The following is a 14,017-nucleotide window of genomic DNA, read 5'->3' as shown; positions in this document are numbered from 1 at the left end:
AGCTAGATCAATTTTCCAAAATAGAATAAAGGCTATCTTATTGAAAATAATCACTTATTTCCTTTCTCTGGGCCAATCTGGTGCAAATTCATGATGGTCTGCTCATCAATACAGCAGGCACTTATGTATCAAAAAAAATTATCATAAGTATAATTGTCATATCCTTTACTTATTTAACGTGTCTATATACCTTCACTCTTAGTCTGCGACGCGATGCTGACATACCACTGATATAGCCTGCTATTTTTAGTGGTTTACGGCGATGATTCCCGCAAGGGTTAAGTTCTCCATTTGTTTCGCACGTTTTGTAGTCCCGATGATGTCCTCTTATCGTCGACCCTATTACCGGTTAAAAACCACTTCAGATGGTTACCCCGGTGCAGATGATGCCCCTAAACTGAAATAACAATTAAAGTGAGCAAAAAGATGCTGAAAAAAATCGGTCAACTCAAGAAACAGATTCTAACGGGTTCCCTGGCTGCCGTAATGGGCCTGGGTGCTGTTACGTCCACTTCTGCACAAGCTGCTGAGCATAACTGGCGTTTTGCTAACCTGTACTCCCGTGGTACTGCTTTTGGTGAAGTTTACGGCAATATGGCTGAGAACATCGAAAAGATGTCCGGTGGCCGTATCTCTGTAAAAATGATGTATGCCGGTGAAGGTGTTTCCACTACAGGTATTTTGGGTGCGGTTAAGTCTGGCCTGATCACGATGGGTGCGCACTTCCAGCCGATGAATGCTGGCGAACTGCCTGCAGGTATCGTTGAAGTAGGTCTGCCTGGCGGTACTGCTGATGTCGCTAAACTGAGTGTTTTGTTCCACGAAGACGGTTGGAACGAAGTACTGACCCGTGCTTATGGTGAGCAGGGACTTGTTTACTTAGATCCTTACATTCAGCCTCCGGTTTATCTGCTGACTAAAAAACCAATTAACTCAGTTGCTGACTTCGAAGGGCTGAAACTGCGTGCGCCAGGTGCATACGGCAAGTTTGTTCGTAACCTGGGTGCCTCACCGGTATCTATGACCTGGAGTGAGATCTATACAGGTCTGGCGACTGGTGTCATCGATGGTTCTATCGGTTCTAACCTTATTGACCACCGCGATGGTAACCACGTAGAAGTTGCTAAGTATATGTACCGTTTACCGCTGGCTGGCGCTCAGGTACTGCCTGTTGTGGTTAACCAGAAAGCCTGGAACAAACTACCGGATGACCTGAAAGCGATTGTTAAAGCAGCAACGACAATCCATGCCCGTGAGCAGATGACTAAATCCCGTCTGTGGGAAGCGGAAGCGATTGCCGATATGGAAGCAAAAGGCATGAAATGGAGCCCACAACCAAGCGAAGCTGATAATGCAGCCTGGAAAAAAGCGGGTGAGTCTCTATGGGACGATTATGCGAAAGCTGACAAATTCAGTGCAGAGCTGATTGAGATCCTGAAAAAACAGCAATAAGCTCTGAGCTTATTGGAATGTCAGGTTCCGTTGTTAAATAAAGGGCGTACTCCGCCCTTTATTTTTTATTGCAGGCATAGCGTTATGGTCAAAAAGATATTTATATTCTACTGCTCATGGATTGATCGGTTGGTACGTTTTATAGGGAAAAGTGTTTCTGTTTTAATGCCGCTATTGGCAATTGTTATCGCCTATGAGGTTGGCTCCCGGTACCTTTTCAATCAACCTACGATCTGGGCTCAGGATCTCGCATTATTCTTTTTTGCGTATCTGGTTGGTCTCGGTGGTGCATACGCCTACCAGAAAAAGACTCATATTAATGTTGATATCCTCTATTTGACTGTATCACCCAAAACAAAGCGTATTTTTGATGTCCTGACGGGTATTCTCGCCGCATTTTTCATGTTCGTTCTGATGATGATTGCCTATGAAAAATTTGGCGAAGCCTTGCAGTTTAACTACCGCAAGATGAGTAATTGGGCCCCCCACACACATCATTTCTGGATGATGCTGGTGGTATCCGGTGCGCTGATTACACTACAGATCAGCAGCAATATGGTTAAAGATATCTATTACGTTATTGCGGGCCAGGCTTTGATTTCTGAGCCGGAAGAAGAGGACACAGAAGATGGGAATTGAGTTGCTCAGCGGTGTTCTGCTGCTCTGTATTCTGGTGAGTTTTGCCCTGGGTGCGCCGGTTGGTTTTGCACTGGGTGGCATCGCAATGGCGGTGGGGTATGCAACCTGGGGTGAAGGTATTTTTAATATCTTGCCTAATACCTTTGAGGCGACCCTATTCAGTTTTATTCTGCTGGCGATTCCTCTGTATATCTATATGGGACAGTTGCTGACCCGGTCGGGCATTGGTGATGCAATGTTCAATGCCAGCCAGTTGGTTATCGGCAAAGTGCGCGGTTCACTGGCGATTAGTGTGATTGGCGTTTGCTCCATGATCGGTGCGATGGTGGGCATTATCGGAGCCGGTATTATGACCTCCGGCAGTATCGCTCTGAAACCGATGTTGGATCGTGGCTATGACAAACGCCTGGCTCTGGGTGTGATCATGGCAGGCGGTGGTCTGGGAATTCTGATTCCACCCAGTGTGCCTATGATTATGTTTGCGGCTTCAACCCAGAACTCTGTGGGCAAGATGTTTATCGCGGCGCTCTTTCCTGCGCTGCTTGCCATTATTGTGATGGTGGCTTACATCCTGATCAGCTGCAAAATGAATCCGGATCGGGCTCCGTTGGGAACCGGTGCTGAAGCCAAAATGACGCCGAAGGAGAAAGCACGTACCTTGCGTGATGGCTTTATGTCTGTTTTGCTGATTTTTGCTGTTTTGGGCAGTATTATCAGTGGTATTGCGACCCCAACAGAGTCCGGTGCTATCGGTGTTGTCGGGGCGATTATTCTGGCCTTTTTCTTTAAACGCTTCCGTTTAGGCATGTTCAGAATGGCAGGTATGGAAACCGCGATGCTGGTTTCTGTGGCTATGTGGATTATTCTGGGTGCTTCCTTGTTCAGCAATTTCCACTTGCTGATGGGCGTTCAGGATATGATTGCTAACTTTACTCAGGACTTGGGTCTGCCGCCGTTGGGTGTCATCATCCTGATGCAATTGGTGATGCTCGGATTGGGCTTTATCATCGACGAATTTATTATCGTGCTGATGTGTGCGCCCTTGTTCACCCCTATCGTGGTTGACCTTGGCTTTGATCCGATCTGGTTTGGTATCCTGATGATCCTGAATATTGAGATCGCAGTTCAGACGCCGCCGTATGGCTTTGCGCTTTTCTATCTGAAGGGGATTGCCCCTCCGGATGTCACCATGCTCGATATCTATAAATCGGTGACGCCTTTCATTTTGCTGAAACTAATGGTGCTGATCATCTGTATGCTGAACCCGGATCTGGTGATGTGGCTGCCAAATAAGGTAATGGGGTAGATTATGTACAACACGGTATTGATCCCGATGGATCTGGAACACGAAGACATGTTCCCTAAAGCGGTTGCTCTGGCGCAGCAGCTGATTGGTGATGAAAAAGGCGAGATCCACGCGGTTTATGTTGATCAGAACCTTGTTCATCACGGTAACTTTTCTTTATCGGAAGATGCGGTGAAGCAGGCTCTTGGGGATATGAAACAGCAGGTGAAAAAGCTGTTTAAAAAATATGTACCTGAGCATCTGCGCGGCAAATGCCGGGTAAAGTCCGGTGTTGTGTATGATACTGTGCTGGAAGAGGCGGATAAGGTTAAGCCTGAGGTGATTATTGTCGCTGCGGGCCGCCCCGGTTTCTCCAGCTATCTGCTTGGCTCTAATGCTGAGAAGATTGTGCGTCATGCTAACTGCTCGGTGTTTGTCGTACGCGATGAGAAGAAGTGGTAACCCGCTTTTTAGCTCTGCACTGAAAAAAGGTCGCTTTTGATGCGGCCTTTTTTTATACAGGGTGTATTAGATTTTTTCTTTTCCCATCAAGTGTGTAGCATATGAGGGATGTGACTTCCCCTTCACTCCCGGGAGACTTTGATGGACAACCTGAATCTTATTTTTCTTATTGCAGCTCTCTTGCTGTGTCTCAGTATTCTTGCCAGTCGAATTTCGGCCAGTGTGGGTATGCCGTTATTGTTTGTTTTTCTCGGCATCGGGATGTTGGCGGGCGAGGATGGCCTGGGCGGAATTAATTTCTCAGATTTTGAGTCAGCCTATGTGATTGGGCACTTGGCTTTGGCGATTATTCTGCTTGATGGGGGAATGAGAACCCGGATGACAACCTTTCGGGTTGGTCTCAGGCCTGCATTATCGCTGGCGACACTCGGTGTGCTTGTGACCAGTGGTTTAACAGGCTTCTTGGCAATGTGGTTGTTTGATCTATCACTGTTGGAAGGTCTTTTGGTAGGAGCCATTGTTGGATCCACCGATGCCGCTGCTGTTTTCTCCATGCTGGGAGGTCAGGGGGTGCGTCTTAATGAGCGGGTCAGTGCTACGCTGGAGATTGAGTCCGGCACTAATGACCCAATGGCCATTTTTTTAACGGTTACCCTGATTACTCTGTTGACGGAGCCTGATCCTGATGCCTGGTCAGTTCTCTTTATCTTTGTGAAGCAGTTTGGTATTGGTTTGCCCTTTGGCTTGGTGGGCGGCTGGTTGTTCGCGCGTCTTTTGAAGCGGTTAAATCTGGCGCCGGGACTTTACCCGCTACTGGTTACCGGTGCCGGGTTAGGCCTTTTTGCCGCGACTAATCTGCTGGGTGGTAGTGGTTTTATTGCGATCTATCTGGCGGGTCTGATTATCGGTAATAGCCGTTCGGTGCACCTGCAGTATATTTTGCCGGTTAACGACGGCCTGGCCTGGCTAAGTCAGATTGGTCTTTTCCTTATTCTGGGGCTTTTGGTCACGCCTCATCAGATGTGGGCTGTTGCTTTGCCAGCAACATTGCTTGCTTTAGGTATGATTCTGGTTGCCCGTCCTTTAGCCGTTTTTCTCTGCCTGAAGCCCTTTTTCCGTTTTAATATAAGAGAGCTAAGCTTTATCTCCTGGGTAGGCTTGCGGGGTGCTGTGCCCATCGTATTAGCTATCTTCCCTGTGATAGCTGAGGTAGAGCAATCTAATCTGTATTTTAATATTGCTTTCTATGTCGTACTGATCTCACTACTGATTCAGGGTAGTACGTTGCCATTGGCAGCGCGCTGGCTGAAGATGGAGCTGCCTCCTGTTTTTGAACCTAAGCGGCGCACCCGACTGGGCGTGTATCCTGACACAGATTATGAGCTGTTAACCTATCGTCTGAGTTCTGAGGCACTGAATAATGTAGAGTTGCGACGGTTACGGTTTCCTTCCGGGGCACGGATCGCAGCGGTGTTTCGCGAAAAGCAGCTGATACATCCTTCCGGTGGAACACGGCTTCAGCAGGGCGATATGGTATGTATTATCTGCCGCGAAGCGGACCTGCCCGCATTGAACAAGATGTTTGATGAAGCCCCGCGAGTCTGCAAAGAGAAGATCCGTAGCTTTTTTGGTGACTTCACCCTAAGCGGCGATGCGCCGTTAAAAGATCTGGCCGCTTTATATGGGCTAACGGTCAGCCCCGATCAAAATGAGATGACGCTGGGGGAGCTGATGTGCTCCCGCTTTGGTGGCCACCCGGTAGTGGGTGATCAGTTTGAGTGGCACGGCATTCGCTGGATTGTGGTGGAGGTCGAAGGTGATATCATCACAAAAGTAGGCTTAAAGCCTCTTTAACGCGACCACTTCAACCTCTACTTCGGTATAGAGACCAGAGGTCAGATTCAGCCCGGAAGTCTTTCTTTGATAATCGCAATAGGGCTGAGAATATGGTGGTACATCAGCTCAGCGGCTCTGGTTTTATCCCGTTTGAGCAGCGCATCGACCAGCTCTGCATGTTCCTGACGTTTTTCTTCCAGTGCGTTTTGAGAGAATACGGTTTGTTTCAGCCAGAGCTGACGGTAGCGTTCCGCCTGATCCAGCAGTGAAGCGCGCAGCTCCAGAAGCTTGGAAGATCCACAGCCATTCACAATGGATTGGTGGAAGGACTTATGTCGGCTATCCCATACCTGCAGCATCTCTTCCGGTGTGTTGATCTCATTTACCCGTGATAGCTTATGGGCTTCGCCCAGCACTTCCGCTTCCCAGTCTTCATCGCCACGCTCTACTGCAAGGCCGGTAATCAGGGCTTCAAGGTGAGCGCGGGCATCGTAGATATCCGTCAGCTCTTCTTCAGACATCTCTGCGACACGAAAGCCTCGCTGACTGATCGCTGTGACCAGGCGATCTGCCACCAGCTGTGACAGCGCTTCACGCATTGGGCCGGCACCAATCTCGTAATGACTTTTCAGATGACTCATCAGCAGCTTATCTCCGGGCTGATAAGCACCATTGATAATGTCCTGCTTCAGCAAACGATACGCAATGGTGGCCTGATTGGCCTTACTGCTTTCCATCTCTTTATCGGTAGCGCCGTATGCCTGGCCACTGGTCTGTGTGCTGTTTATCACTGATGTTTTCATCTCTCAGGTCGTGTTCCCTAGGTTACGCGCGGGGTGATGCGTGCTGATGATTATAAACAGAGTCTCAAGCCTTACAACTCACCCTCTGTTTCTTTCCTGCCTGGAAATCTGATTTTATCGCTATTAGCAAAAAATGTAGATATTTTTATATAATGAATATATTATTTCTTTATCGAGACATTTTAAGTGTCCCCTGGCTTCTGAGAATGAAGCTGAATTGAACAAAAACCCTATTTGATAGCAGCATTACACACTGCAGGAGCTACCCAATGAGCACTGTTATTGAACGTCATGGCCTAACCGCAGGCACTGAATATAAAGGTTTCACCGTATCTGTTTCTGAACAGAGTAATGGCCGCATCCTTGATCTGACTTTCAGCAAGGAAACCGTTGAGAAATTTCTGGCTGCCATCGAAGAGTGGCCAATTCAGGCGCTGGAATATAAATCCTTCCTGCGTTTTCGTGTGGCTAAAGTTCTGGATGACCTTTGCGGTAATAAACTGCAGGCATTTTTGGCGGATACGCTGACAGACCGCCAAACCGGCGCATTACTGATTAAGCCGGAAGGGTTGGATGATGTGTCCCAGGCTGAGGATATGGTGCGGTTCTGTACTGCCGTTGCTCATCTGATGGGGCGCTCTAACTTTGATGCCATGAGTGGACAGTTCTATGCCCGCTTTGCCGTTGTGAATGTTGATAAATCTGACAGCTATCTGCGTCAGCCTCACCGTGTAATGGAGCTGCACAATGATGGCACTTACGTTGAAGAAGATACTGACTTCAACCTGATGCTAAAAGTTGATGAGCAAAACATGGACGGCGGCAACTCTCTTCTGCTGCATCTGGATGACTGGGAAGATCTGGAAACCTTCTCTACTCACCCGATGGCTTATCGCCCGATTCGTTGGGCTGTGCCGCCGAGTAAGAATATTTCTAAAGATATCTATCACCCGGTATTCGACCTGGACGTGGATGGCAAGCCAATTACATCTTACATTGATCAGTTTGCACAACCCGCTAACCTGGAAGAAGGTGTGTGGCTGTCTGAGCTGGGTGAGTCTTTTGAATCCAGTAAAGGTACTCAGTCGGTTCGCGTTCCCGTAGGTAGCTTCCTGCTGATCAATAACCACTTCTGGCTGCATGGTCGTGATAAATTCACACCACACCCTGAACTGCGGCGTGAGCTGATGCGTCAGCGCGGTTATTTCACGCACAAGAAAACGCTGCGTAAACCACGCCAGTAATCCGGTCAAGGGTTAACCTGTCAACGGTGAAAAAACGTGGAAGCAAAAGCCGGAAACATGATGGTTTCCGGTTGACCTGAGGGTTATCCTTCGGTTCTTACCCTGCCTGGAAGCCCTTTGCTCCCGGCGGGGTAAATTGCCTTATAGACACTGCATTTCTGTAACGTCGGATTTCGCCTTACAGAAGCTATTCGCGCCAAGCGAGGAACAGAATGTACGATTACATCATCATTGGCGGCGGCATCGTCGGTATGTCTACTGCGATGCAACTACTGCAACAAAAACCAGGTGCCAAACTGTTGGTTCTGGAAAAAGAAGCCCAAGTGGCAAACCATCAGACCGGCCATAATTCAGGTGTTATTCATGCGGGTGTTTACTACACGCCCGGCAGCCTGAAAGCCAAATTTTGTCTGGAAGGTAATAAGGCAACAAAAGCCTTCTGTGATGAGAACAACATTCCATACGATGAGTGTGGCAAACTGCTGGTTGCCACCAATGATATCGAAATGGAGCGTATGCAGGCGCTTTGGGAGCGTACCGAGGCTAATGGCATTGAACGTTACTGGCTGAATGCCGATGAACTGAAAGAACGGGAGCCAAATATTACCGGTATCGGTGGTATCTTTGTACCTTCAAGCGGCATTGTCAGCTACCGTCGTGTCACCGAAGTGATGGCGGATAAAGTTCGTGAAGCTGGTGGTCTTATTGAGTTTAACTGTGAGGTGAAAACTCTGAAAGAGAGTGACTCAGAAGTGACCGTCACGACGAATAAAGGGGCATTCACCAGCCAATATATGATCTCTTGTTCTGGCCTAATGGCTGATCGTGTCGTTAAGATGCTGGGCATTAAGCCTAAGTTTAAAATCTGCCCGTTCCGTGGTGAATACTACCTACTAAAACCGGAACACAACCAAGTTGTAAACCATCTGATCTACCCGATTCCTGATCCAAGTATGCCATTTCTGGGTGTGCACCTGACCCGCATGATTGACGGCACCGTCACCGTTGGCCCCAATGCGGTAATGGCGTGGAAACGTGAAGGCTACAAGAAAACCGATATCTCGTTAAAAGACAGTATCGAAGCCTTAACCTACCCCGGTATTTTGAAAGTACTCAAAGCCAACCTGAAGCCCGGCCTGATCGAGATGAAGAACTCCATCTTCAAAGGTGGCTACCTGAAGGAGGTGAACAAGTACTGCCCGATTATTAAAAAATCGGATCTAGGAGCCTATCCTGCCGGTGTTCGCGCGCAGGCCGTATCCGAAGATGGCAAACTGGTGGACGACTTCCTGTTCGTTAAAACCAAACGCACCATCAACGTCTGTAATGCGCCATCGCCTGCCGCAACCTCCGCAATTCCGATCGGCAAGCATATTCTGGAAGAAGCGGAAGCGAATTTCGCGTAAGCACTTTTCAGATCGCCAATCTGTGCACCCTTTGTCGGTGTAACATCAGCCCCGTAACTGATTGCCGGTTACGGGTTTTTTTTGTTGGTGAGTCCTGCTGTTTATGGATTTAATGGTTTGACAATATTCTGTTCTTTATATAGAACGTTCTATATAAAGAACAAATTGAGGTGTTCATGAACAGACCAGTTCTCAGCTCGCTGGGGAGAAATATCCAGAAACTGCGCCTAGCCAAAGAGCTATCGTTGTCTCAGCTTGCGCAAAATGCAGGGCTTGCGAAGTCCAATCTTTCCCGAATTGAGCAAGGTAATGGAAATCCAACATTCGAAACTATTTGGCGTCTGGCGATCCAGTTAGGTGTGCCCTTTGGTGATCTGGTTGCCAGTGAAGAGCCGCTGTTTGGAGAAAATGGTGTACAGGTACGTTTGATTGGTCAGGGCGATGACAATCCGCGTGTTGATGTCTATTGGATGTCTTGCGCGCCCAATACGGTTAAACAATCGGAGCCACATCTTGCCGGTACGACAGAAACCCTGACGTTAATCAGTGGCAAGCTACTGGCGGGGGAAAACAATGATCGGCGTGATCTGGAGATTGGTAAAGCCTATACCTTTGCTGCAGATAACCCGCATTGTTATCAGACCTATGAGACATGGGCGACCTTAATGATGGTGATTACCTATCCCAAACAGGATGTTTCAGTATGAGTACCCTGATCCGCCAGCTGGCAGGTGCACCTTGGATGCAAGGTGTAAAAGACGCGATTCCGCTGCTGGGTGGTTACATCCCTGTGGCGATTTCGTTTGGTCTTATTTCGATTCAGTCTGGTTTTAGCGTGCTGGAGACGATTCTGATTTCCACCTTTATCTATGCAGGCGCATCCCAGTTTCTCTTTGTTGCCATGGCTGCCTCCGGTGCACCCTTATGGCTGGTTGTTATCATGACATTGCTGATCAATGCTCGCCATATTGTCTATGGCCCAAATCTCGCGCCTTATTTGAGCGAAGATAAAAAGTGGATGCCGTTGATGCATGGCCTGACGGACCAGATATTTGCGTTAGCTCACGCTCGTTTACCACAGCTACCGGAAAAGGAGCGGTTGGGTTGGTATACCGGAGCGGCAGCTCTGGCCTGGTTTAGCTGGATTGGCGGTACTGCTCTTGGGGCAATTGCCGGTGGAGAGTTGACTCAGCGCTGGCCATTAATTAGCGAGGTATTGCCTTTTGCACTTCCTGCCTTGTTTCTGGTTTTAATTGTTCCTCGCTGCACGAGCTTGTTGTGGTCAGCCACCATTGCCTTGTCTGCGGTTACCGCTTTAGTTCTGAAAATTATAGGGTATCCGAATATGGCTATTCCGCTAGCTGCGATTAGTGGTGCGATCTTATTTTACGCACTGAAAAACCAACGCTTTTTGGGAGAGCATTAAGTATGGAAATATCTATGTGGCTGGCTCTTGCCAGTATTGCTCTTGGTACCTATTTACTTCGCCTTTTGCCATATCTTTGGATGAAGGCGGCGCTGACTAAGAAACAGATGGAGGGCGGTATCAGTGCAATGCCGTCCTGGTTAACGATATTAGGGCCAACAATGATCGCAGCAATGTTTGGCACATCTTTAGTCCCTGCCCATCTTGATACCGTATCCTGGCTGGCAACAGGTGTCGGAACACTTGTTACTTTTGCTGTTTGGACGCGTACCCGATCCATGGGGCTGCCTATTTTGTTTGGTGTTGCTACATTCGGAATGATTATGTTGTGGTACTAGTGTTTATGATAAGCGCGATGATCAGGGTTGCTGAGTACTAATCGTCTCGTGGTTTCTGCGAGTACCTGCGAAGTCTTAAGCTGCTTGCCTGTGACTCGTGCGTCACCTTGATAACCTCTTCTTATAGAAATTATATAATTCATATATTGTACTTATCGTTCTGCCCTCGCTAACGTCGATATATCAGATCTCTCTATCGATCTCGTAAACGAATAATTCTAAAAGCCAAAGAAAGACAGAGGTTACTAACATGAGCCAACGCGCCGCATTTAATTGGGAAGACCCATTCAATCTGGATCAGCAACTTACGGAAGAAGAGCGCATGGTGCGCGATATGGCCCGTGAATACTGCCAGAGCAAGCTTCAGCCACGGGTGCTTGAGGCAAACCGTAATGAGATCTTCCATCGTGAAATTATGAACGAGATGGGTGAGATGGGTCTTCTGGGCAGCACTCTGCCGGAAAAATATGGTTGTGCGGAAGTTAATCATGTTTGTTACGGTCTGGCGGCGCGTGAAGTTGAGCGTGTAGACAGCGGCTACCGTTCTGCCATGAGCGTACAGTCTTCTTTGGTGATGCACCCGATCTACGCGTATGGCTCTGAAGAGCAGCGTATGAAATATCTGCCAAAACTGGCCACCGGTGAATGGGTGGGTTGTTTTGGTCTGACCGAGCCGGATGTGGGCTCTGATCCGGGCGGTATGAAAACCCGTGCCGAGCGTGTTGATGGTGGTTTCCGTGTGACCGGCGCAAAAATGTGGATTACCAACTCGCCAATTGCTGATGTGATGGTGGTATGGGCGAAGCTGGATGGTGAGATCCACGGTTTTGTCCTTGAACGCGGTATGGAAGGTCTGACCACTCCTAAGATCGAAGGCAAGTTCTCGCTGCGGGCGTCAATCACCGGTGAAATTGTAATGGACAATGTATTTGTCCCTGAGGCGAATCTACTGCCAAACGTGAAGGGTTTGAAAGGCCCATTTGGTTGCCTGAACAAAGCACGTTACGGCATCGCCTGGGGTGCGTTGGGCGCAGCGGAATTCTGCTGGCATGCGGCGCGTCAGTACTCACTGGATCGCATCCAGTTTAACCGCCCTCTGGCGGCAACGCAGTTGGTACAGAAGAAACTGGCCGATATGCAAACTGAAATCACTCTGGGTCTGCAGGGCTGCCTGCAGGCTGGTCGTCTGATGGATGAGGGTAGCTGCCCGGTTGAGCTGATCTCTCTGATCAAGCGTAACTCATGTGGTAAGTCTCTGGATATCGCTCGTGTTGCCCGTGATATGCACGGTGGTAACGGTATCTCCGACGAGTTCCACGTGATCCGTCATGCGATGAACCTGGAAGCGGTTAACACCTACGAAGGTACTCACGATATTCACGCTCTGATCTTGGGGCGTGCCCAGACGGGTATTCAGGCGTTTGGCTAACTTGTAGCTGCACCTGACCTCCTGTGTGAAGCACACTCTGTGTCCTACGGTTAGAAATCTGGGCGGTGTTCGGTCGTCGTCATCGTCCTTAGCTTGCTAGACTAACCGTACTTTTAACCTGCCCTTTGTGGCAGGTTTTTTTGGTTCGACAGATCATGCTCGGAGACGGGTTAATGGCCTTTGGCCATCGTAGTAACATTGCCAAATGTTCTGATTTTCTAAAGGGAAGGGCTTTAAACGCGTTAGATGATAAGACGTACCTGTGATGCCGGTACGTCTTTTTTGGAAGCCGTGTGACTTAGCGGAAAGATTCAACCGGCCAGCCTTTTTGCTGGGCTTCTGCCCGTAAACTTTCATCAGGATCCACTGCGACCGGTTTACCAACTAAACGCAGGAGTGGTAAATCATTGTGGGAGTCACTGTAAAACCAGGTGTCAGACAGCCTAAAGTCTTTGTCTGCCAGCCAGTTATTCAAACGGGTGACCTTACCTTCCTTAAAGCTTGGAATACCCGCTACTTTGCCGGTGTAGCGGCCATCAACCTGTTCCGGCTCGATGGCGATCAGCTCGTGGACATCCAGTCGTTCAGCAATGGGCTCTGTGATAAAGCGGTTCGTGGCGGTGATGATCAGAATGTAATCCCCTTGCTTGCGGTGCCAGTCCAGTTTGGCAAAGGCTTTATCCAGCAAAATGGGTTCAATTTTTTCCTGCATAAACTCGCGGTGCCATTGCTTCAGCTGGCTCGGCTCATGTTCGGCCAAAGGTTTTAAAGAAAAGTTCAGGTACTCCATAATGTCCATGGTGCCATTCTGATACTGTTCGTAGAACCGGTCGTTGGTCTCTTTATAGAGCCTGGCATCAACAATGCCTTTTTCAGTCAGAAACTCTCCCCAGGCATGATCACTGTCACCGGCGATAAGGGTGTTGTCCAGGTCAAAAATAGCCAGATTCACGTTTTGTTCTCCAGTCAGCATAGGGTGGTTTTCGGGATGAAATATGAGACATTGCCTTGAAAAGCTCAATTATCCCAGAGCCCGGAAGCTTGTAAAGGATTGTTCTGACAGGATTGATTTGCTAAAGCAATGGATCTGTTGTCTGATTGAAGAACTCAGGTGCTTTGTGAAACAATAGCCCTAATATAAATACAAGGTGATCTGCGTGATTGATGCTGATGGTTACCGGCCCAATGTCGGTATAATCTTGACGAACCAGTATGGGCAGCTGCTGTGGGCACGCCGTGTGGGTCAAGACGCATGGCAGTTTCCGCAAGGTGGAATCAAAGAATATGAAACACCTGAGCAGGCCTTATATCGTGAGTTAAAAGAAGAGATTGGCTTAAACGCTGATGATGTTCATGTGCTTGGCTGCACTCGTGGATGGTTGCGGTATCGGTTGCCGCGCAAAATGATCCGTCGCCATAGTAAGCCTTTATGCGTTGGCCAAAAACAGAAATGGTTTTTGTTGCAGCTTCGCTGCGCGGAAAACAGTATCTGTGTTGATCATACACCCTCGCCTGAGTTTGACGGCTGGCGCTGGGTCAGTTATTGGTATCCACTTGGTCAGGTGGTTTCTTTTAAGCGGGAAGTATACCGTAGGGCATTAAAGGAACTTTCTCACCGCTATAACAGAAACCTGTTTACACCATTAACAGTCAATATTCGTCAGGACAGCTACCTGTCTGACAAACCCATTTAAGGA

At 48.5% G+C, this 14,017-nt stretch carries 14 protein-coding genes; 12 read left to right on the top strand and 2 right to left on the bottom strand.

Translation table 11 applies throughout. The features are described from left to right. Nucleotides 1-426: 426 nt before the first annotated feature. The 5 genes from ACN0R8_RS04500 to ACN0R8_RS04480 all read left to right on the top strand — a co-directional run bounded on the left by ACN0R8_RS04500 (nucleotide 427) and on the right by ACN0R8_RS04480 (nucleotide 5,692). On the top strand, nucleotides 427-1,452 hold the full coding sequence (locus ACN0R8_RS04500; protein ID WP_417595505.1) for a TRAP transporter substrate-binding protein: 1,026 nt from the start codon (nucleotides 427-429) through the stop codon (nucleotides 1,450-1,452). 129 nt (nucleotides 1,453-1,581) lie between these two features. Further along, nucleotides 1,582-2,091, top strand: coding sequence for a TRAP transporter small permease subunit (locus ACN0R8_RS04495; protein WP_417595503.1), 510 nt, complete (start codon nucleotides 1,582-1,584; stop codon nucleotides 2,089-2,091). Next, entirely contained in the window at nucleotides 2,081-3,397 is a 1,317-nt protein-coding gene (locus ACN0R8_RS04490; RefSeq protein WP_417595501.1) for a TRAP transporter large permease, read from the top strand. Before ACN0R8_RS04495 ends, ACN0R8_RS04490 begins: the two co-directional genes overlap by 11 nt. A gap of 3 nt (nucleotides 3,398-3,400) precedes the next feature. Beyond that, nucleotides 3,401-3,838: a universal stress protein gene (locus ACN0R8_RS04485; RefSeq protein WP_417595499.1), complete on the top strand. Its 438-nt coding sequence runs from the start codon at nucleotides 3,401-3,403 to the stop codon at nucleotides 3,836-3,838. A gap of 141 nt (nucleotides 3,839-3,979) precedes the next feature. Next, nucleotides 3,980-5,692 carry a potassium/proton antiporter gene (locus tag ACN0R8_RS04480; protein WP_417595497.1) on the top strand — a complete coding sequence of 571 codons (1,713 nt, stop codon included), beginning with the start codon at nucleotides 3,980-3,982 and terminating at the stop codon, nucleotides 5,690-5,692. Between the two features lie 47 nt (nucleotides 5,693-5,739). Here the strand turns inward: ACN0R8_RS04480 and csiR are convergent, their stop codons facing one another. Next, complete coding sequence (gene csiR / locus ACN0R8_RS04475; protein ID WP_417595495.1) at nucleotides 5,740-6,465, bottom strand: DNA-binding transcriptional regulator CsiR; 726 nt, start codon at nucleotides 6,463-6,465, stop codon at nucleotides 5,740-5,742. Between the two features lie 281 nt (nucleotides 6,466-6,746). Between csiR and glaH the strand changes: the two genes are divergently transcribed. The 6 genes from glaH (at nucleotide 6,747) to ACN0R8_RS04445 (ending at nucleotide 12,320) form a co-directional block, all read left to right on the top strand. Beyond that, nucleotides 6,747-7,721, top strand: coding sequence for a glutarate dioxygenase GlaH (gene glaH, locus ACN0R8_RS04470; protein ID WP_417595493.1), 975 nt, complete (start codon nucleotides 6,747-6,749; stop codon nucleotides 7,719-7,721). A 212-nt stretch (nucleotides 7,722-7,933) separates the two neighbouring features. After that, the gene (gene lhgO, locus ACN0R8_RS04465; protein ID WP_417595491.1) at nucleotides 7,934-9,127 is read left to right on the top strand and encodes an L-2-hydroxyglutarate oxidase; all 1,194 of its coding nucleotides are present in this window, start codon (nucleotides 7,934-7,936) and stop codon (nucleotides 9,125-9,127) included. A gap of 176 nt (nucleotides 9,128-9,303) precedes the next feature. Further along, nucleotides 9,304-9,834 carry a helix-turn-helix domain-containing protein gene (locus ACN0R8_RS04460; protein WP_417595489.1) on the top strand — a complete coding sequence of 177 codons (531 nt, stop codon included), beginning with the start codon at nucleotides 9,304-9,306 and terminating at the stop codon, nucleotides 9,832-9,834. Beyond that, nucleotides 9,831-10,553, top strand: coding sequence for an AzlC family ABC transporter permease (locus ACN0R8_RS04455; RefSeq protein WP_417595487.1), 723 nt, complete (start codon nucleotides 9,831-9,833; stop codon nucleotides 10,551-10,553). Before ACN0R8_RS04460 ends, ACN0R8_RS04455 begins: the two co-directional genes overlap by 4 nt. Before the next feature lie 2 nt (nucleotides 10,554-10,555). Continuing rightward, complete coding sequence (locus ACN0R8_RS04450; protein ID WP_417595485.1) at nucleotides 10,556-10,891, top strand: AzlD domain-containing protein; 336 nt, start codon at nucleotides 10,556-10,558, stop codon at nucleotides 10,889-10,891. Between the two features lie 250 nt (nucleotides 10,892-11,141). Next, nucleotides 11,142-12,320 carry an acyl-CoA dehydrogenase gene (locus ACN0R8_RS04445; RefSeq protein ID WP_417595483.1) on the top strand — a complete coding sequence of 393 codons (1,179 nt, stop codon included), beginning with the start codon at nucleotides 11,142-11,144 and terminating at the stop codon, nucleotides 12,318-12,320. Between the two features lie 298 nt (nucleotides 12,321-12,618). Here the strand turns inward: ACN0R8_RS04445 and ACN0R8_RS04440 are convergent, their stop codons facing one another. Further along, nucleotides 12,619-13,272, bottom strand: a complete 654-nt coding sequence (locus ACN0R8_RS04440) for an HAD family hydrolase (protein ID WP_417595481.1) — start codon at nucleotides 13,270-13,272, stop codon at nucleotides 12,619-12,621. Nucleotides 13,273-13,477: 205 nt separating this feature from the next. On the opposite strand from ACN0R8_RS04440, the gene ACN0R8_RS04435 reads away from it, so the two are divergent. Continuing rightward, entirely contained in the window at nucleotides 13,478-14,014 is a 537-nt protein-coding gene (locus tag ACN0R8_RS04435; RefSeq protein ID WP_417595479.1) for an RNA pyrophosphohydrolase, read from the top strand. Nucleotides 14,015-14,017 lie beyond the last annotated feature (3 nt).

The sequence above is a fragment of the Oceanospirillum sp. genome (genome assembly GCF_048265165.1).
In the GTDB taxonomy this organism is placed as follows: Bacteria; Pseudomonadota; Gammaproteobacteria; order Pseudomonadales; family Halomonadaceae; genus Oceanospirillum.
This window is presented reverse-complemented; position numbering and strand designations above follow the sequence as displayed.

What these genes read in the sequence shown, in the direction of transcription:
- ACN0R8_RS04500 (WP_417595505.1), top strand. Translation starts at nt 427, where the DNA reads ATGCTGAAAAAAATCGGTCAACTCAAGAAACAGATTCTAACGGGTTCC.
- ACN0R8_RS04490 (WP_417595501.1), top strand. Translation starts at nt 2,081, where the DNA reads ATGGGAATTGAGTTGCTCAGCGGTGTTCTGCTGCTCTGTATTCTGGTG.
- ACN0R8_RS04485 (WP_417595499.1), top strand. Translation starts at nt 3,401, where the DNA reads ATGTACAACACGGTATTGATCCCGATGGATCTGGAACACGAAGACATG.
- ACN0R8_RS04480 (WP_417595497.1), top strand. Translation starts at nt 3,980, where the DNA reads ATGGACAACCTGAATCTTATTTTTCTTATTGCAGCTCTCTTGCTGTGT.
- glaH (WP_417595493.1), top strand. Translation starts at nt 6,747, where the DNA reads ATGAGCACTGTTATTGAACGTCATGGCCTAACCGCAGGCACTGAATAT.
- lhgO (WP_417595491.1), top strand. Translation starts at nt 7,934, where the DNA reads ATGTACGATTACATCATCATTGGCGGCGGCATCGTCGGTATGTCTACT.
- ACN0R8_RS04460 (WP_417595489.1), top strand. Translation starts at nt 9,304, where the DNA reads ATGAACAGACCAGTTCTCAGCTCGCTGGGGAGAAATATCCAGAAACTG.
- ACN0R8_RS04455 (WP_417595487.1), top strand. Translation starts at nt 9,831, where the DNA reads ATGAGTACCCTGATCCGCCAGCTGGCAGGTGCACCTTGGATGCAAGGT.
- ACN0R8_RS04450 (WP_417595485.1), top strand. Translation starts at nt 10,556, where the DNA reads ATGGAAATATCTATGTGGCTGGCTCTTGCCAGTATTGCTCTTGGTACC.
- ACN0R8_RS04445 (WP_417595483.1), top strand. Translation starts at nt 11,142, where the DNA reads ATGAGCCAACGCGCCGCATTTAATTGGGAAGACCCATTCAATCTGGAT.